This is a genomic window from Niallia yueguangensis (assembly GCF_052663115.1).
Window position 1 is genome coordinate 1 of sequence record NZ_JBQTCX010000012.1, and the last position, 17,638, is coordinate 17,638.

A 17,638-nucleotide genomic window follows, 5' to 3' on the forward strand; every position below is an offset into this window, starting at 1 on the left:
AGTTTTGTAGAAACACTTTATTGTTTCTAAATCCATTTTTTACAATTATAATAATCTTGAACAAATCTATTTAAAATCTAGGAGGAAACCATGAAGCGCATATTATGTCTATTATCTGCTGTTATGATTGGATTAAGTTTTTCACCTGCTGCAACTTTTGCAATCGAATCTGATGACAAAGATTTAGAACTATTTTTACAAGATATTGGCTGGGATAAACAAGATTACATAGATTATTTAAAAAGCAAAGATTGGAATTTAGAAGAGTTTGAATCTACTGATGACCTAGGCACCCCTATTACGGAAGAATCTATTCAACCTGTCCTCGAGTAGTTCGGATTAGACCGGGAAAAGTTAAATGCTCTTCTTGTTGAAAACGGGGATTTAGAAGAGGGAGAAGATGTATTAGAAGGTACATCCATCCTTTTTAGCGAAGAACTATCTGATTATGTCGACTTTTACTTAAACGGCTCAGAAGGTACTCCGATTGATGATAACAATCTGCAAAAACTTTTAGATACGTATGGCTACAAGTCCAAAGATGAGTTAGAGAAGTTTTTACAAGAACAAAGTGATTCGATAGAAAACTATCAATTCATCGAAGACCTTGAGTATACCGTGGATTATTATCAAAATGGCGGTGGTGACATCGACGAGGAGATGTCAAATCTATTAAATGCAGTCCAATTATCAAAAGAAGAGAAAGAGGAACTATCTGCACATTTTGAAAAGCTTGTTGGAGAAGATCCAGCTTTCATAGAGAAGTTGACAGCACTTGGCGATCGAATGATGGCCTTTGAAAACTTTGATTCTGCTAATGACCTATCCGCTGAACAAATTGCCGAACTTCTAGGCATATCAAACAGCATGCTTCATCTTTTACAAGTAAATACAAAATACTATCTTGTACAAGATGGGGAGAAAAAGCCAGTATCTTTTGATTCGTTAATGACCATGACCACTACAAAAGGCGCTGACTTATTAATTGAAATATACAACAACCAAGGAGATTTCCTTGCTGATGTTTTGTTGACTGCCGATATGTTTAAATCCGAACTCATAAAAGAAACAGGAAATGACATAAAGGAAGTGGAGAAAGTAGTATCACATACTCCTGCAAAGGCGAAAACACTTGTTGTTAAAACAGTCAAAGGAGGCAAACTTCCAAATACAGCTTCCGATTACCTGCAAAACACTTTAGTTGGATTAGCATTTGTTTTCATTGGCATCGTTCTATTTCGCCGTATTCTGATTAAAGGAATGTAAAAATGAGAGCAAATAAAAAGAAGATTAGAAGCAAAAAAAGAAGACGTTTTCTGCTTCTTTCTCTATCTGCAGCAATCATTTTGTTTGGAATTTGGTTTAGCGGCACAAATGCTTATACTTTTTTAAAGGGCTACTTCCTTTTTAAAACAGGGCAAGTACACGCTGATGCTGACAAAAAACAACCGAATGAAAAGGTGGAGAAAAAACAGAAAGAAGAAAAAGAACAAGCTTCCCTTTATCCTGAAAGCCCTAAAAAAGGAGAAAACGTCGGGGAGCTGATTATTCCAAAGCTTAATGCTAACCTCCCTATTTTTCATGGAACAGATGAAGAGGAGCTGGAAAAAGGCGTCGGCCATTTTGCAGGAAGTGTTTTACCAGGGGAAAAAGACAATTCTGTGCTTTCAGGCCACCGAGATACCGTCTTTCGAAAACTTGGAGAAGTTGGCAAGGGAGACCTTTTAACGGTAAAAACCTCTGCTGGTGAATTTACGTATAAAGTGAAAAAAGTACGGATTGTCGATAAGGATGATCGAACAGTCATCGTGCCAAAACCAAAAGCGACGCTGACCGTTTCAACCTGCTATCCGTTTAACTTTATCGGAGATGCACCAAGGCGCTATATCCTTGTTGCCGATTTAGTTTCTTCGGAATTGGCTGAAGAGTAGCTGAGTATTATTAAAAAACGTGTCACTTCATTCCAATATGACACGTTTTTTTTTTATCGGAATGCATTCGTTTTAACAAACATTTATTTATTATCTCTACGATAAAGATCCCGACTTTTATATCCTTTCCCTAATATCATCTTCATTTCCTCGCGCCGTTTTTCTTTTGTCGCCTCTTGTTTAGCGCTGTACACATAACGAGCCCAATCTTTACGGTAACCTGGTGTAAGGGATTGATACAATGTCAGCAGCTCGGGAATATCTTGCAAATCTTTTTCTATATGCGGTATTAACTCTATATAATCATCTACACATTGACTTGGTGTTGTTGACTTTTTATGTCGATTTTTGCTATCTTCTTTCAAACCGACAACCGTAAAAACTTCATCCAGTCCTACCATTCGCGCAAATTTTATGTTGCTTGTCCCAACATACCCATCTTCATCTGCACCTAGACCAACTAATAATTCATCACGATGAATAAACGTTGGATATACTTTATTCCCCTTTTTTGGATACGCTGCGAATAAATAGCCATTTTTATTTAGATAGTTTTTTTCAATAACCTTGTTTACAAGCTCTTTTAAAGCATCCATCTCTAGTACAAAAGCAAAAATAAGATCATACTGCTCGTTACTGTTTAACTCAACCTCATAATTCGCTAACGTATCTAAATAATCTGCACCTTCTGGTAAATTGAGGACCGCTGCTTTTTCATATTTTTGCAAATTTAGTTTTTCTACTATTGTTTTCACTTCTACCCCCCCATTCCGTATCCTATCGTTTCTAGTATAAAATTCCTTCTTTTCATTCGCAATTATAAGGGTAAATAATATTAAGATCACTTTTTTATACATAAATTACAAAATACTTTGACATATTAATAAAAATAATGTACATTACCAAATGGACGAACAATTTTATATAAACAGTTTAAAATATTCGTGTTTAGGGAGTGTAAACCATGGAAAATGTGTTTGATTATGAAGATATTCAATTAATTCCTGCAAAATGTATTGTGAATAGCCGTTCTGAATGTGATACAACTGTAACATTAGGTAGACATACATTTAAACTGCCTGTCGTACCTGCAAATATGCAAACTATTATAGACGAAAAGATCGCTATTTATTTAGCGGAAAATGGCTACTTCTATATCATGCATCGTTTTCAGCCTGAAAAGCGTATTTCTTTTATTCAAGATATGCAGTCGCGTGGATTACTCGCTTCTATTAGTGTTGGTGTGAAAGAAGAAGAGTATGGTTTCATTCAACAATTAGCAGAAGAAAATCTTATTCCTGATTACATTACAATCGATATTGCACATGGTCATTCAAATGCTGTCATAAAGATGATTCAGCATATAAAACAATACTTGCCTGAAACCTTTGTTATTGCGGGAAATGTAGGAACGCCAGAAGCAGTAAGAGAGTTAGAACATGCAGGGGCAGATGCAACCAAAGTGGGCATTGGACCAGGTAAAGTATGTATTACAAAAATTAAAACAGGATTTGGAACTGGTGGATGGCAATTAGCAGCATTACGTTGGTGTGCAAAAGCAGCAAGCAAGCCGATTATTGCGGATGGAGGCATTCGTACAAATGGTGATATCGCTAAATCCGTTCGATTTGGTGCTTCTATGGTTATGATTGGTTCGTTATTTGCTGGACATGAAGAATCTCCAGGAGAAACATTTGACACAGATGGAAAGCTTTTTAAAGAATACTTTGGTTCTGCTTCGGAATTCCAAAAAGGCGAAAGAAAAAATGTAGAAGGCAAAAAAATGTTTGTCGAGCACAAAGGTTCCCTGCAAGATACGTTGACAGAAATGGAGCAAGATCTTCAATCCTCTATTTCCTATGCTGGAGGAAATAAATTAGAAGCAATCCGCAACGTTGATTATGTAATTGTTAAAAACTCTATCTTTAATGGAGATAAAGTATATTAAAAACACAAAAGAGGCGTAAAATACTATTTTTTAGTATTTTGCGCCTCTTTCAATCTAAAAAATTCACAAAATTTTCTAAATTTATCTCTTTTATATTAGTGAGATAACATGTATAATACGGATTAACTCCTAGTAACCCTCTTATTACCTCTCACTTAGTATTTTTCCTAATTAAAAAAATTGTATAGAAAGTTGGTTGATATTTCATGAAAGATTTTTCTTATTGTTTATGCGGCAGCGGAAAAGCAAAGGAAGATTGTTGTGAACGTACCCCTCAAACAAAAATCATGCTCCATCCTATTGAAAATTCTCAAGAACGCCAAAAATTTTTAAAGAAAATTCAAATTAGTTCTCATTTTAATATGAGGTTTCGTGCTCTCTTTGAATTTTATGGGGATGATTTAATCGAGTATAAACAAGATCATTTTTCAGATGACCATCGCAATGAATTTCTCCGGATATTCTCCAGTTATATGACCGATTATTTAGAAGATAAAATTCCTTCCTCTTGGAAAAAGTGCAAAACTCCCTTTTGGGAAAAACTAATTTTCCTCTATTTTCCTCTCTCTATCAAAATTACGCCAGAAAAAAAAGAAGCAGAAGCATTTATGTCAGAATTGCAGAAATTTAGCCAATGGCTTGATCATCGTGCCAATACAGGATTCTGTAAGGTAATAGGCAAGTATACAGAAGCATTTAATGATCTTAAAGCTTGTGAACAACTGCTAAACCACCTCTTTTTAAGTACTTTTCCGAACATTCACCAAAAAGATTGGGATTATAATCGTGATTTAGAAAAATTAGAAGAAGAGTTCTCCGAGTTTAAAGATACAAAAGACAGTTTATTTGAAGTAACTAGAATCTTTAGCGACACCATTGTATTAACAGATATACATTCTAAACGCATTTATAACATAAAAGGTTTGCCCCTTGATTTAGTCATACCAGGAATGATTTTACATGGCGTAATAGGTAAAAAGGCAAATAATTTATTTTGGAAATGGCATCACACAGACGGTGTTTATCCGCAAAAAGCGAAAAGATACTTTAGTTTTGTCAGCTGACAATTTATGAGAATCCCTGCAATTATTATGTTGAAAACATTTTTGCAATAATAATTCATAACCGATTAAGGATGTATGGAGTTTAAAAGCACATTTTTAGTATGTAAAAAGAGGCCACGATAAGTTGATCATACCAACTTATCGGACAACCTCTTATTCAACACGTTCAGATGAGTTTGCCGCTACTTGATCGATTGCATCAAATACGACATGTACTTTTATCTCTGGTACTTCTTGTCTAGCATGACCGTTTAACTGAATATAAATTTGCTCAATTTCCTCTCCCGTAAGATCGCCGCGCTTCAGTAATTCTTCGGCAATTTCGTGAACAAAGTTTGACTGTTCTTTTATTAACTTTTTGACTTGATTCATTTGGTCATCTAATAACTTATTAATCTTTGGTCGCAATTGCTTTAAGGCATCGGTATGAGATCCTGTTGTTAGCCAACTGAACAGCTCATCACCCATCCCAACCATACCAATATAAGCTCCAGCTAATTGTGTAGCTTGTTGTAGATCGGAAGTGACACCGTTTAATTTCTTCCCTAGGAATTCCTCTTCAGCGGCACGTGCTGCTAAACAAACTTGAATCTCTGCTAACATTTCACTGTCACTGCGGTTATAGCGCTCTTTCGTCGGTTTTGTTGCTGCAAGCCCGAGCGCACCGCCTCTTCGGATAATCGTCACCTTCCACACTCGTTCGTGAGGCTTTAGCAAGTATTGGGCTACCGCATGGCCAGCTTCATGGTAAGCGACATTTCTTTTCTCATCCTCACTCATGGAACGGAGAGGTTGTTTAAGCCCCCACTCATACGTCTCCATAGCATTACGGAAGTCCTCATAGCTGGCGTCTTGGGCACCTCGTTGATGAGCTATTACGATCGACTCATTAACGATATGTTTGATCTGTGCTGGACTATAGCCAATCGTGTCTAAAGCTACTCGATCCGCAGTAAGGGTAGCATCTCGCTTCACCTTTTTAAGATAATATTGGAAGACATCTACCCTTCCATCATAATCTGGTGTATCGACCCAAAGTTTCCGATCGAAACGACCTGGCCGAAGCAATGCTTGGTCTAGGACATCAGGCAGATTGGTTGCTGCAATGGTCAATACCGCTGGTCGATCTGCCTTTTTACGGCGCAGCCCAACTAAACGGAGCAATTTTGCAATCCTTGAGTTATCGATATTCGGCGGGTCCATTTGTAAAAGGAGCTCATTTAGTAGACCTGTGCCGCCGCCCATGCCGAACATTCCACCAGCTGCACCGCCGCCCGACTGACGCGACATTCCAATGGCGTCGACTTCATCGATAAAAATGATGCACGCACCATACACTTTTGCTAACTTTCTAGCTTTTTTATATAGTCCCATCACTTTTAAGTTTCCGACACCAAAAAACATATTTTGAAAACTTGGAGCTGAAGCATATGCAAATGGGACTTGAGCTTCATTGGCAATAACTTGTGCAAGATAAGACTTACCCGTTCCTGGAGGTCCACAAAGCAGCAATCCACGAATCGCTTCGCCACCCATTTGCTTAAATTCCTTCACACCCTTTAAAAGCGTCACGATCCGTTTTGCATTCTCAACGATTTCAGGATTGCCCCGATAATCATCCCAGGAAGAACCAGTCTCTCCCGGTAAAATCCAATACGTTCGTCCTCGAGCCAAAAACCAAAAGAGTGCTACAAATTGAATAATAATAAACACTACAGCAAAAAGTAATTGCAGCAAAACATTGAGAATGCTTAGTGCGACATTCCAGGCTTTTGGACCTCCCGCCCATAATAATATGCCTAAAGCGGCTAAAATGATGAATCTAATAAGGAAAGTACGCCACTTGATCCAATGAAATCTCTTCATGATCTCACTCCCATTCTGAAAATTTAGTTAATTTTTATGTTAGATCATGTCGAGTGGTGACACATATCTAATATAGTTCGTACATGGACACCCCTATATTAAAAGCACCCAATTTCCTTCCCCTTTTCTTCAAAAATCCCCAATATGAAAAAACCATACCTTCAAGTCATTTTTAAGATTCAGAGATTCAATAATTTCTATATTTTAAAAATAGACTTTCTATTCAGTGAAAAAACACTTACTCTTCATACGTGAATACTTATATTCATATGTATTTCATGCGTACTTTTATGCTAATATCGTCAACCATTCTAGTTTCATAATAAAAAGAATAGCCTCCCCATCATGGTTGTAAATAATTATAGTATACCTAAATTAAAAACGTAAGCGAATTGCTTGATAATGTCAGCATTTTTGTGATAAATCGTTTAATTCATTTTTGGCTCCATCTATGTTCTAAAATGAAGTTTCAAAAGATCCTAGAAACTATTCCAAAACATGTTAAAAAATAGCCACAATTTTCCGAAAAAAATTGTCGGTTTTAGAGTTACTATAATTATAGAAAAATCAGTTTGAAAGGAGAATAGATAATGGGGAAATTTACAATCGTTGAAAAAGATACTTGTATTGCTTGCGCAGCATGTGGGGCAATCGCTCCAGAAATCTTTGATTTTGATGAAGACGGCCTAGCTGAAGTTACCCTTGATAATAATACGGGTACCGCAACAGTAGAAGAAGAAATGTATGATGATTTAATGGAAGCGCAAGATAGCTGCCCAGCACAATCCATTAAAATAGAAGATCAGCCATTTTCATAGAACATTTATGTTGTCTGTTGAAAAAAGTGGGAGCTTGAAAATATGTTTCCTAAAAACTCCCACTCATTTACAAAAATCCGAACCTTCTCTAGTCCATTTCTAAAGTAACTGCTTCTTTTTCGCTGTTCTTCTTCTCTTTTGGTGTATATTGAACATCTGCTTTTAACAATTTTTTCAATAAATCTTTTACAAGAGTTGCTGATTTTACTTTTAACTGTAAATCTTGTGAAGTATTTACTTGATAGTTTCCAGAAGCAATACAAGCCTTTAAATCAGCAACATTATTGCATTCCTGCTCAAAATCATTATATACACTGCCATATTGTAAAAATTGATGTGTATCGCTTCCGCCAACAATCGAAAGACCAACCTTCTCTGCAAACGCGGTTAATTTTTCACGATATGGGTCTAGTCCTTGAGCATATAAATCTTTTCCGTTTAGATCAAAGGCATCTAAGCGGCGGAGCTGTTCTACTTTAAGATGATAGAGCGGCGTGCTTTCTCTAAACGGGTGTGCTCCAATCTTTAATACATGATACTGTTCCGCTATATCCATTAGCATATCAAAAGGGATAAAATTGTCTGCCTTTGTGTTGTTATCTAGTAGTTTTCTAATAGATAAAACATCTTCTCTGCTTCCTATAAGCAGAATATGACCAATCTCTTTCACATCTACTTCAATACCAGGAAAAAGCTTAAATCCTTCTATATCATAATATCCATTTTTATATGTGTAATGCTGTTCAAGATAATCATAAATATCAGTAAAACGTTTTGTATTAAAATGCTCAGTCAATGCCAGCGCTGTTAAGCCACTTGCCTTTGCCTCTTTCATCATCTCTTTGAAATATTCAGGCATAAAATTCGATTTTTTCGAAAATTTTACATGACTATGAAAATCTATTCTCATTATTTTAACTCCCTATAGTTTATTAATATAATTTAGCAAAAGTAAACAAGACCACGACATACAATATAGAAATAGCTAGAAAAAGGTAATCACGAGATTGAAGAGACAGATGTGCAAGCTTGATTTTCTTCACCTCAGGTCGGCTAAACGCATAAAAACTTCCCTTTGTTTCTAACGCTTCCACTGTTGTTCTCGCTCTTTTCGCTGTGCTTAAAAGCAACGGATAAAAGGATAATACGGCAATTTTCGAAAAATAAATAATCGAGCGCCAGTACAAAATACCGTTCTTCTTTGGAGCCTTTCCACGTAATCGAAAAGACAGAAATACATGGTGATACTCTTCTAATAAGCTAGGAAGCATGCGGTATCCGTAAGCGATGCTAAAAGATACTTGCCCCGGCACCCCTATCTTAAGAAGACCATTGCTTAATTTTTCAGGATCCATGGAGCAGAACACTGTAATACTTGCTAAAGAAATAATCGAAAGCTTTAAGGTAAGAATCATAAGCGGCAGAATCGCCTGTAAATTCCCTCCAAAAAACCAAGAGGCAATCAATAGATATCCTCCTTGCCCCAACAATCCTAAGCAGAGGATGATGATAATTAATAGTGATACTCTTGACATAAACGTTGTCACAATCATAAAAACAAACAAACCTACTAAGATAGTTTGATTATGAATAAACCAAGGAGCAACTCCGAAGAATAAATACCAGATAAATAGAGTTCGAGGATCTAACTTGGCTAAAAATGTTTCACTATTTCCATATGCTGTATTTAATAGTTCAATCTTTACCTGTTCTACTGATAGTTTTTCAGACAGTTTCCGAGTATACTCCACTTTCTCTTTCCTCCCTCCTCTTAATCGATTGAACAAAATCATCGACGGTATATGCTAGTGGTGACATATTCAGCCTTCTGCTTAACTCTAATATTTGCGGAGACTTAAGCCCTGCTTTCTCTAGTAACTCAACATTGCTGAATACCGTTTCACGGTTTCCATCATGAATAACCTCACCTTCATGTAAGACGATGATTCTATTCGCCCACTCTGCAACAAGCTGCATATCATGCGTAGCAATAATAACCGCACCTACTTGTTCTTTTAACGAGTCGATTAGTTTCGTGATATGCTTGCGTGTTGCAATATCAAGGTTCGCTGTCGGTTCATCTAACAAAATAACAGACGGATTCATTGCAACTCCTATAGCCAATGAGGCTCTTCTTTGTTGGCCGCCGCTCATTAAACGACTGTCCTTGTCTTGTAATTCTGTCAGTTCAAACTGCTCCAGAACTTTATCTACTGTCTTCTCATACCCAGGAATTTTCCGTGCTTTTAAAAAGAACTCCACATCTTTTCGAACACAATCTTCAATAAACATCTCTTCAGGGTTTTGGTAAATATACGTGACAATATCAGCCAACTTCTCAGGTGAAAAGTGGCGAGTATTCATCCCATGTACCATTACATCCCCTTGTTCTGGTTTAACAAGTCCAGTAAGCAGTCGCATTAATGTTGATTTTCCTGCACCATTATTGCCTACTAGTGCGATTAAGTCCCCTCGATGAATATCCAAGCTGTTTCCCTTTAATATCTTTCTTTTAGAACGGTCGATTATTTTATACGAGAAGCTGACATTTTTTATTTCAAGGATTTTCTCTTCCTTATCCTGAACACGGGTATGTTCACTAGGGAGCTCTTCTTGATGATTATTTACAGGCGACTTAAAAACCTCTTCCGCTTCTTCTAACGTCACCGGCAATTTAACTTTTTAAAAGGTTGTAATTGGTACGCTGCTTGTGTAACCTGCGGTGGATATATTTGGCTCATCATAAGCTCCTCTACCGCTGTTAAGGCATCCTTTGTCTGCCTTTTCCAAACAACTTGACCTTTATTCATTAATACGACTTGACTACAGTAATTAGCGATAAATTCCGTGTGATGCTCAATGACAATAATTGTTTTTCCAAAATCTTGATTGAGCTTTTTTAAAATTTTATATATTTCTTCTGCATGGACAGGATCAAGCTGTGCAATAGGCTCATCAATGATCAAGATTTCAGGATCAAGAGACAGTGCACCAGCTAAGGCAAGCTGATGCTTCTGCCCACCGCTTAGCTGCCAAACGAATTCATTATCATGACCATGAAGACCAACTATTTCTAGCGCACGTTTTCCTCTTTCTTTATAATCAGCATAACCAAAATTAAGTGGTGCAAAGCTAGCATCCTCCAACACACGTGGACTAACAAGCTGATTTTCAAAATCCTGATACACATACCCAACATGATGGGAGAGATCAGCCACCTTATGCTCTGTCGTTAATAACCCATTAACGACGACCTTTCCTGAGAAGTCACCTACATAATAATGAGGAATCAGTCCGTTTAGCAATTTACATAGTGTAGACTTCCCACTGCCATTACTGCCTATAATGGCCATAAAATCGCCTTTATTAATAGTCAAAGAGATATCATTTAAAACTGGTTGATCCTCTCCTGGATATCGAAAGGTAACTTGATCTAGTTCGATTTGTACCGTCATAAAGAAATCCTCTCATTAGAACTGTTTTTCTTTTTCATCTTCCGCATGATAACTACTGAGATCACAGCAACAATTGCAGCAGCACCAATACTTACCCAAATAAACCAATCTCCAATCGCTTCAACAAAATCTGCTTCCCACTCGACATTAAAACCAGCCTCAGATAAGTATTCAAATAAAAAGGCAGAGCATGCAAGCAGAATACCGATGATAAATAATTTTGGAGATACTACATCGCTAATTGAATATTTCATCTTGTTATCTCTTGGCTTCATTCCTAGCAACGGCTCAATTTTTCCATATAAACGCGGCACCAAATATACAGTTGGCAAAAGCGCAAAGAATATTCCAGAAAACAAAACATCATTTAAGAAGGAAAAGCCTTCAATAACGACCACACTCTCTGCTAATCCAGGAACAGCCTCTAACTCTTCCACTCCAATCCAAACCTTGCCAATGTCAATCATACCGTTTATTGCCTGATGGATAATAACCCCAGTAATTGCCGCAATACCAACTTGTCTTTTATTTTTAGGATTATTAACAAGAGAACCAGCGATAAACATAGCGAGTGAGAAAACAATAAATTTCTCTAATTCCCCGAATCCGCCAAACTGACCTAGCATAATTTCACCAAAAACTATCTCTCCTAGTGAAGCACCGATTGCCGCATATAACGGGTGGAATAACATACATAATGTCAAAGGAATAAAAGCGAAATACTCAATGGAAAACTCAACTGGGCCAAGATTTACGGACGGAATTAATTCTGTAATCATATTAGATAGCCCGTATAAGGACATAGATAGAATAAATACCATCATTTTTTGGGACTGAGTTAATACATACCTATCTTTTAATTGACTCATTCATCGTTCCTCCTTTAATTGGTTGCTCTTATCGTAAAACACGTACTTTAATAAAATATGGTAGGAACGTAAAACCATTGTAAATTTATTAACTTTTTATAACATTATGTAAAAAAATTATCATTTCTCTATTGAAGAAACTTCGAATCTGCTATGCTAATGTCAAAATCAACTAGTGAGGAGATTTCATTTGCTTACTTTTAATTGGAATACTAAATCGATGTCACCTAGCCAATATAAGATTGCTGATTATATCCAAAAAAATACGCAGCAAGTGCTGCTATCGACGGAGCAAGAAATTGCTGATGCTGTAAGGGTAAGTATTGCTTCTGTTTCCCGCTTTTGGCGCTCAGTCGGCTACAAAAACTTTAAAGATTTCAAAGCGAAAATGGCCTCCCAGCTCGAGGTTTCCCCAGCAGGAAAAATGAAACATGTCATGAGAATGGTAGAAAAAGAAGCGCTTCAATACCATACACTCAATTCATCTATCAATCATCTGTATAAAACGGTGGAGCAATTTAAAGAAAGCACATTTAAACAAGCGGTTAATACGTTAATTTCAGCGCGGACCATTTATTTGCATTGCCCAGGCCCTTCCCTAGGAATAGGAGAATTAATGAAGTATCGCATGTCTAGATACGGGATGGATCTTCGCATTATCCATAAAGGCGGAAGTGAATTGCTCGAAGATTTAATGCATGTTACAAAAGAGGATGTGATTGTCTTATTTGGATTTATCCGTTTGCTTCCTGAAGCACAGGTTATCTTGGATTATGCAAAGCAAACAGGGTACAATACAATAATCATTACAGATCAGCTCGTCTCTGAATTTGCCACTCATGCAGACATCGTATTATTTGCTAGCAGGGGAGATATAAGAGAGTTTCATTCTATGATTGCCCCTACCTTTTTAGTTGAGAATTTAATTATTGCCATTGGAATGGAACATAAAGAAGAGAATGTCAATCGACTAGAACAGCTAAGCAAGCTGAGAAATCGCTATTCAGTGGAGCTGCCAAGATGAATTTAAGATCTCTAACACTTGATTTTTTTAGCAACACAAAATTCAAACAAATACATGATCAAAGCGAAGATGTTTTATTAGGATAATATAAAAAACCATTTTATCTTCATTTAGTATAAATAACACTTTCCATAAAAATGAAATTTTTCAAAAAACATGTTAGAAAACCTAACAAAAAGATTGATTTATTGATAAGCTACTAGTAACATAATTACTTAATGATAGTGATAAAGGTGAAAACAAATGGATTATTCTTTTAAGAAAAAATTAGCTACTCTTTTTAATGACACAAATAAAGAAATTTTTCATGTTGGTGTGCATGAACAAAAGATTAATATAATAGACAATAAAATTCTTATTTTAGCAAAAACACAGCGTGTTCCAGCACTAGATGCTTTAGGTGATGAACATAGCGAGTTGGTGTTAGCACTCGATTCTGCTTTATCTTCTCGATATAAAAAGTTATTAAAAGCAAATTTTGAAGCTATGTTTGATCTAAAAATATCGTCCTTGTTTAGAGATTATGATCCTAATAAAGGAATTTCTTGTACAGTTATTTGTATTGAAAATCAATAACGATATAACATTATTGTAGAGAATGCGTTCAAATCGTTTTTTCTGCAATATTTAACATATTAGTGTGTGTTCAAAAAGGAGGACAATCGGAACGAAGAGGTTCGCAAGCTTATGTTCCCGGACTTTTTGAACAACCTAATATTAAATAGTAGCGGATGCTTAACCTCTGTTTACGGATGGAAAGAGCCGCGAAGACAAAAGAAACATGTTTTATGTTTCTTTTGTCTTCGCGGCTCTTTTTTATAACTACAGAGAAAAAATAAATATATTTCAGAAGGGATGAATTACTATGCAAAATAACACGACAGAAACAAAAAAGAGAGATTTACCTCCATTTCCTAGAGACTGTACATTTAGTAAAGAAGATTGGACTGTTTTAAGCAAGTATTGGTACCCTGTTGCACAAAGCTCGGAAGTAACAGAAAAACCACTAGCGGTTAAGCTGCTTGATGTAAACTTAGTTGTTTATCGAACAAAGACTAAAATCGTTGTTGCACGTGATCTCTGTGTTCACCGAGGTACTCCACTTAGCATGGGATGGGTAGAAGACGAGGAAATCGTTTGTCCTTATCATGGATTCCGATTCCATACAGACGGGAAATGCACCTCTATTCCAGCACATCCTGATGCAAAAATAAATCCACGTCTATGCATGGCTGTTTTTCCTGTTGTTGAACGTTTTGGTTTAGTTTGGACCTCTTTAACAGGAGAAGGAGATAATATCCCTTCCTTCGAGGCTTGGGATAATCCAGATTTTCAACAAATTGTTTGTCCGGAATTTGAAATCAAAGGATCTGCTGGAAGACAAATGGAAGGTTTCCTTGATGTAGCTCATTTTGCTTGGGTGCATACGGAATCTTTTGCTGATCGAGAAAATCCATTTGTCCCTCGATACCAAGTTGACAATACAGATTACGGTCTCCATGTAGAATATTTAAGCACCGTTAGCAATTACCCAAAAGCATTACAGCATCGTAATCCGGAAGACTTCAAATGGCTGCGTGTCTTTGATGTTTATCCACCTTTTACAGCTACATTAAAAGTGTACTTCCCTAATGATGGAGAACTATGGATTATGAACGCTGTCTGTCCAGTTTCTGCTAGAGAAACGAAATTATTTGTTCCACTTGCAAGAAACTTTGACAAAGATTCTTCTATCGAGGATGTTTATGCCTTTAATCTGCAAATATTTACAGAAGACAGAGATATGGTAGAAAATCAAAAACCTGAAGATTTACCGCTTGACTTACAAATGGAAACGCATATCATGGCTGATAAAACATCTGTCGCTTATCGAAAAATTCTTATTCAACTAGGTCTTGGAGCAAATTATACAAGTTAATTTGTGACTTAACTTAATTCAACAATAAATTGGCTTCACTTTGGAGGTTTTCAACTTGGAAAATGATAAAAAAATATATGATATTACAATAATTGGAGGAGGACCTATAGGCCTATTTGCTTCTTTTTATGGAGGAATGCGAAATTCATCTGTAAAAATCATTGAGAGCTTGCCTCAACTTGGCGGCCAGCTCTCCACTTTGTATCCTGAAAAATATATTTACGATATAGCAGGATTTCCAAAAATTAGAGCGCAAGAATTAGTCGACAATTTAAAGGAGCAAATGGGACAATTCAATCCGACCATTTGTTTAGAACAAGTCGCTAAAGATCTTGAGATAAAAGATAACGGCACAATAAAGCTCACCACTGATAAAGAAGAACATTTATCACGAACCATTATTATTACTGCTGGAAATGGTGCTTTCCATCCTCGCAAAATCGAGCTGGAAGATGCTGAACAATACGAGAGCGAAAACCTCCATTATTTCATCAACGACTTGGAAAAATTCCGCAACAAAAAAGTGATGATCTGTGGGGGAGGAGATTCCGCTGTTGATTGGGCGCTTATGCTTGAGCCGATCGCAGAAAAAGTCATTCTCGTTCATCGCAGGGAAAAATTCCGCGCGCATGAACACAGTGTAGAACAGCTGCACGCTTCAAACGTTAACATCATGACACCTTATGTACCAGTTGAATTTATCGGCGATGATAATCGCATCACGAAAGTTGTCTTAGAAAAAGTAAAAGAAAACGTGAAAGAAGTGATTGAAGTCGATGATGTCATTGTTAACTATGGCTTTGTATCATCATTAGGCTCTATTAAAGATTGGGGATTGGAAATTGAAAAAAATTCAATTGTTGTCAATTCCCGAATGGAAACGAATATACCAGGAGTCTATGCAGCTGGTGATGTATGTACATTTGATGGAAAAGTAAAGCTAATTGCGACTGGATTTGGTGAAGCACCTACAGCAATCAATAACGCCAAAGCTTACTTAGATCCAAAATCAAGAGTACAGCCGCTTCATAGTACATCCGTTTTTGCTTAATAAAAAAAGTGCAAGCGCCTTGCTCATCCCTGGAGAAAAATGTTCTTCTACCAGGTTTTAACGGGCAGTTTTTAATCCATTCTCCCAATTTTTCAGTATTAATATACTGCCCGTTAAAACCTGGTAATGGAAATACGATGAGCAATATGGCTAATCAATTGTTGACTCACGGAAGCGAGAAGATTTGAAGTACGGCCCTGACCGGCTAATGACGCAAAAGAGGTAAATCGACTAACTACGCACGTCCTGTACGTCGGAGCTAGACAGTTATTATAAATTCTAAATAAAGAAAGGAGTCTGTTATTTGACTAAATTTACAATTGTTGATAAAGATACTTGCATTGCTTGTGGAGCTTGTGGTGCTGCTGCTCCAGAAATTTTTGATTATGATGAGGAAGGGTTAGCGGAAGTTATTCTTGATAACAATATGGGAACTGCAGAAGTAGAAGATGACTTACATGATGATTTATTGGATGCACGAGACGGTTGTCCAACGGAATCTATTAAAGTTGCTGATGAACCATTTAACGGAAATCCAGAGTAAAAAAGGATACGGAGCTGCACCTATTTTAACAGTATTGATATAAATAGGGTGCTCCGCTGACTAAAAAAGAGCGAATTTTCTTTATATTCACTTTGTTAATGTTCAATATTTAGATATGGAGGTATATAGAATGTTTAAAGATCCAGTATTAGCAAAATTTTGGCAGCCCGCTGCTTATTCTCATGAACTAACAGATAAGCCGATGCAAGTATATGTTTTAGGTGAACGTATTGTCCTATTTCGAACAAGCAAAGGTGTTCAAGCTTTTAAAGATTTGTGCATCCACCGTGGAGCTGAATTATCATTAGGAAAAGTCGTACATGATTGCATTGTTTGTCCATATCATGGCTGGGAATACAATACGGATGGTAAATGTGTAAAGATTCCACAACAGCCGCCTACTCGTGTCATTCCACCGAAGGCAAAAGCCGTTGTCTATAGCTGTACTGAAAAATATGGACTCATATGGGTAAAACTAAGCGATGATGCATCTGATGGTGAATTTCCATTCCCAGAATACGTCGAGTATGATGATCCAACATTTAAGACCGTCTGTGCCAATCCACATACGATGAATGCTGCCGCTCCAAGAGTAGTAGAGAACTTTTTAGATGTTAGTCACCTGGCATTTGTTCATGAAGGCATTCTCGGAGACTCGAATTATGCGGAAATCCCTGACTACAAAGCTCATTGGCGCGAAGATCGAATTGTTACAGATGAGATTCCTGTATATGCAGATGCAGATGGAACAGGCAATTATGCGACCATCCATTATACGTTTGAAGTATTAAGCCCGACAGTAGCTCGATTAAAGAAAGTAAATTATGAATCAAAAGAAATTTTCGCTATGTTGTTTGCTGCTCGTCCTGAACAAGAACGAAAATCTACAGTACTTGCTTTGGTTTCAAGAAACTATTCATTTGATGCATCCGATCAATATTTCGTTGATTTTCAACAAACCATCATTGAACAAGATACGGCGGTCGTTGAAAGTCAAAAACCAGAGGAGCTGCCGCTTGACTTACAAGAAGAGCTGCATTTAACACCAGACAAACTTAGTATTGCGTATAGAAGATGGCTTGCGGAATTAGGCGTTACTTTCGGCAGCGATGTTGGCCGTAAAAAGGAAAGTATTAACTGAATATTCATA

Annotated in this window: 19 protein-coding genes; 12 read left to right on the forward strand and 7 right to left on the reverse strand. The window is 36.9% G+C overall.

Annotated features, from left to right (window positions below; translation table 11 throughout):
* The first annotated feature begins 90 nt into the window (after positions 1-90).
* The 3 genes from ACTYA4_RS12515 (at position 91) to srtD (ending at position 1,931) form a co-directional block, all read left to right on the forward strand.
* Positions 91-333 (forward strand): processed acidic surface protein, encoded by a 243-nt coding sequence (locus ACTYA4_RS12515; protein WP_443482667.1) that lies wholly within the window; start codon positions 91-93, stop codon positions 331-333.
* A gap of 153 nt (positions 334-486) precedes the next feature.
* Positions 487-1,266 carry a processed acidic surface protein gene (locus ACTYA4_RS12520; protein ID WP_445505683.1) on the forward strand — a complete coding sequence of 260 codons (780 nt, stop codon included), beginning with the start codon at positions 487-489 and terminating at the stop codon, positions 1,264-1,266.
* 2 nt (positions 1,267-1,268) lie between these two features.
* On the forward strand, positions 1,269-1,931 hold the full coding sequence (gene srtD / locus ACTYA4_RS12525; RefSeq protein ID WP_443482668.1) for a class D sortase, LPxTATN-specific: 663 nt from the start codon (positions 1,269-1,271) through the stop codon (positions 1,929-1,931).
* Between the two features lie 83 nt (positions 1,932-2,014).
* Here srtD and ACTYA4_RS12530 read toward each other — a convergent pair whose 3' ends face one another.
* Entirely contained in the window at positions 2,015-2,686 is a 672-nt protein-coding gene (locus ACTYA4_RS12530) for a YdeI/OmpD-associated family protein (RefSeq protein ID WP_443482669.1), read from the reverse strand.
* A 209-nt stretch (positions 2,687-2,895) separates the two neighbouring features.
* On the opposite strand from ACTYA4_RS12530, the gene guaC reads away from it, so the two are divergent.
* Positions 2,896-3,879 carry a GMP reductase gene (gene guaC, locus ACTYA4_RS12535; protein ID WP_443482670.1) on the forward strand — a complete coding sequence of 328 codons (984 nt, stop codon included), beginning with the start codon at positions 2,896-2,898 and terminating at the stop codon, positions 3,877-3,879.
* A gap of 206 nt (positions 3,880-4,085) precedes the next feature.
* Positions 4,086-4,943: a hypothetical protein gene (locus tag ACTYA4_RS12540; protein WP_443482671.1), complete on the forward strand. Its 858-nt coding sequence runs from the start codon at positions 4,086-4,088 to the stop codon at positions 4,941-4,943.
* Between the two features lie 153 nt (positions 4,944-5,096).
* Here ACTYA4_RS12540 and ACTYA4_RS12545 read toward each other — a convergent pair whose 3' ends face one another.
* Positions 5,097-6,809: an AAA family ATPase gene (locus ACTYA4_RS12545; RefSeq protein WP_445505677.1), complete on the reverse strand. Its 1,713-nt coding sequence runs from the start codon at positions 6,807-6,809 to the stop codon at positions 5,097-5,099.
* Positions 6,810-7,399: 590 nt separating this feature from the next.
* On the opposite strand from ACTYA4_RS12545, the gene ACTYA4_RS12550 reads away from it, so the two are divergent.
* Complete coding sequence (locus tag ACTYA4_RS12550; RefSeq protein ID WP_443482673.1) at positions 7,400-7,627, forward strand: ferredoxin; 228 nt, start codon at positions 7,400-7,402, stop codon at positions 7,625-7,627.
* Between the two features lie 88 nt (positions 7,628-7,715).
* Here ACTYA4_RS12550 and ACTYA4_RS12555 read toward each other — a convergent pair whose 3' ends face one another.
* From ACTYA4_RS12555 to ACTYA4_RS12575, 5 genes are read right to left on the reverse strand one after another with little or no spacing between them, the layout of a single operon-like run.
* Positions 7,716-8,537: a PHP domain-containing protein gene (locus ACTYA4_RS12555; protein WP_443482674.1), complete on the reverse strand. Its 822-nt coding sequence runs from the start codon at positions 8,535-8,537 to the stop codon at positions 7,716-7,718.
* Between the two features lie 22 nt (positions 8,538-8,559).
* A complete protein-coding gene (locus tag ACTYA4_RS12560; RefSeq protein WP_443482675.1) occupies positions 8,560-9,378 on the reverse strand; it encodes an energy-coupling factor transporter transmembrane component T family protein in 819 nt (272 codons plus the stop codon).
* Positions 9,353-10,294: an energy-coupling factor ABC transporter ATP-binding protein gene (locus ACTYA4_RS12565; protein WP_443482676.1), complete on the reverse strand. Its 942-nt coding sequence runs from the start codon at positions 10,292-10,294 to the stop codon at positions 9,353-9,355. Before ACTYA4_RS12565 ends, ACTYA4_RS12560 begins: the two co-directional genes overlap by 26 nt.
* Complete coding sequence (locus tag ACTYA4_RS12570) at positions 10,291-11,082, reverse strand: energy-coupling factor ABC transporter ATP-binding protein (protein ID WP_443482677.1); 792 nt, start codon at positions 11,080-11,082, stop codon at positions 10,291-10,293. Before ACTYA4_RS12570 ends, ACTYA4_RS12565 begins: the two co-directional genes overlap by 4 nt.
* The gene (locus tag ACTYA4_RS12575; RefSeq protein WP_443482678.1) at positions 11,079-11,951 is read right to left on the reverse strand and encodes a DUF8171 family membrane protein; all 873 of its coding nucleotides are present in this window, start codon (positions 11,949-11,951) and stop codon (positions 11,079-11,081) included. The genes ACTYA4_RS12570 and ACTYA4_RS12575 overlap by 4 nt, the downstream gene beginning before the upstream one ends.
* A gap of 190 nt (positions 11,952-12,141) precedes the next feature.
* On the opposite strand from ACTYA4_RS12575, the gene ACTYA4_RS12580 reads away from it, so the two are divergent.
* The 6 genes from ACTYA4_RS12580 to ACTYA4_RS12605 all read left to right on the forward strand — a co-directional run bounded on the left by ACTYA4_RS12580 (position 12,142) and on the right by ACTYA4_RS12605 (position 17,629).
* Positions 12,142-12,975, forward strand: a complete 834-nt coding sequence (locus ACTYA4_RS12580) for a MurR/RpiR family transcriptional regulator (RefSeq protein WP_443482679.1) — start codon at positions 12,142-12,144, stop codon at positions 12,973-12,975.
* 243 nt (positions 12,976-13,218) lie between these two features.
* The gene (locus ACTYA4_RS12585; RefSeq protein WP_443482680.1) at positions 13,219-13,551 is read left to right on the forward strand and encodes a Na-translocating system protein MpsC family protein; all 333 of its coding nucleotides are present in this window, start codon (positions 13,219-13,221) and stop codon (positions 13,549-13,551) included.
* Between the two features lie 289 nt (positions 13,552-13,840).
* Positions 13,841-14,893 carry a Rieske 2Fe-2S domain-containing protein gene (locus ACTYA4_RS12590; protein WP_443482681.1) on the forward strand — a complete coding sequence of 351 codons (1,053 nt, stop codon included), beginning with the start codon at positions 13,841-13,843 and terminating at the stop codon, positions 14,891-14,893.
* 55 nt (positions 14,894-14,948) lie between these two features.
* The gene (locus tag ACTYA4_RS12595; protein WP_443482682.1) at positions 14,949-15,944 is read left to right on the forward strand and encodes an NAD(P)/FAD-dependent oxidoreductase; all 996 of its coding nucleotides are present in this window, start codon (positions 14,949-14,951) and stop codon (positions 15,942-15,944) included.
* A 304-nt stretch (positions 15,945-16,248) separates the two neighbouring features.
* Complete coding sequence (locus ACTYA4_RS12600; RefSeq protein ID WP_443482683.1) at positions 16,249-16,488, forward strand: ferredoxin; 240 nt, start codon at positions 16,249-16,251, stop codon at positions 16,486-16,488.
* A gap of 130 nt (positions 16,489-16,618) precedes the next feature.
* A complete protein-coding gene (locus tag ACTYA4_RS12605) occupies positions 16,619-17,629 on the forward strand; it encodes an aromatic ring-hydroxylating dioxygenase subunit alpha (RefSeq protein ID WP_445505678.1) in 1,011 nt (336 codons plus the stop codon).
* Positions 17,630-17,638: the final 9 nt, after the last annotated feature.

Excerpts from the sequence above, each read along its gene's own strand:
- ACTYA4_RS12575 (WP_443482678.1), bottom strand. The coding sequence starts at position 11,951 with ATGAGTCAATTAAAAGATAGGTATGTATTAACTCAGTCCCAAAAAATG.
- ACTYA4_RS12585 (WP_443482680.1), top strand. The coding sequence starts at position 13,219 with ATGGATTATTCTTTTAAGAAAAAATTAGCTACTCTTTTTAATGACACA.
- ACTYA4_RS12540 (WP_443482671.1), top strand. The coding sequence starts at position 4,086 with ATGAAAGATTTTTCTTATTGTTTATGCGGCAGCGGAAAAGCAAAGGAA.
- ACTYA4_RS12545 (WP_445505677.1), bottom strand. The coding sequence starts at position 6,809 with ATGAAGAGATTTCATTGGATCAAGTGGCGTACTTTCCTTATTAGATTC.
- ACTYA4_RS12555 (WP_443482674.1), bottom strand. The coding sequence starts at position 8,537 with ATGAGAATAGATTTTCATAGTCATGTAAAATTTTCGAAAAAATCGAAT.
- ACTYA4_RS12550 (WP_443482673.1), top strand. The coding sequence starts at position 7,400 with ATGGGGAAATTTACAATCGTTGAAAAAGATACTTGTATTGCTTGCGCA.
- guaC (WP_443482670.1), top strand. The coding sequence starts at position 2,896 with ATGGAAAATGTGTTTGATTATGAAGATATTCAATTAATTCCTGCAAAA.
- ACTYA4_RS12605 (WP_445505678.1), top strand. The coding sequence starts at position 16,619 with ATGTTTAAAGATCCAGTATTAGCAAAATTTTGGCAGCCCGCTGCTTAT.
- srtD (WP_443482668.1), top strand. The coding sequence starts at position 1,269 with ATGAGAGCAAATAAAAAGAAGATTAGAAGCAAAAAAAGAAGACGTTTT.
- ACTYA4_RS12570 (WP_443482677.1), bottom strand. The coding sequence starts at position 11,082 with ATGACGGTACAAATCGAACTAGATCAAGTTACCTTTCGATATCCAGGA.
- ACTYA4_RS12515 (WP_443482667.1), top strand. The coding sequence starts at position 91 with ATGAAGCGCATATTATGTCTATTATCTGCTGTTATGATTGGATTAAGT.
- ACTYA4_RS12590 (WP_443482681.1), top strand. The coding sequence starts at position 13,841 with ATGCAAAATAACACGACAGAAACAAAAAAGAGAGATTTACCTCCATTT.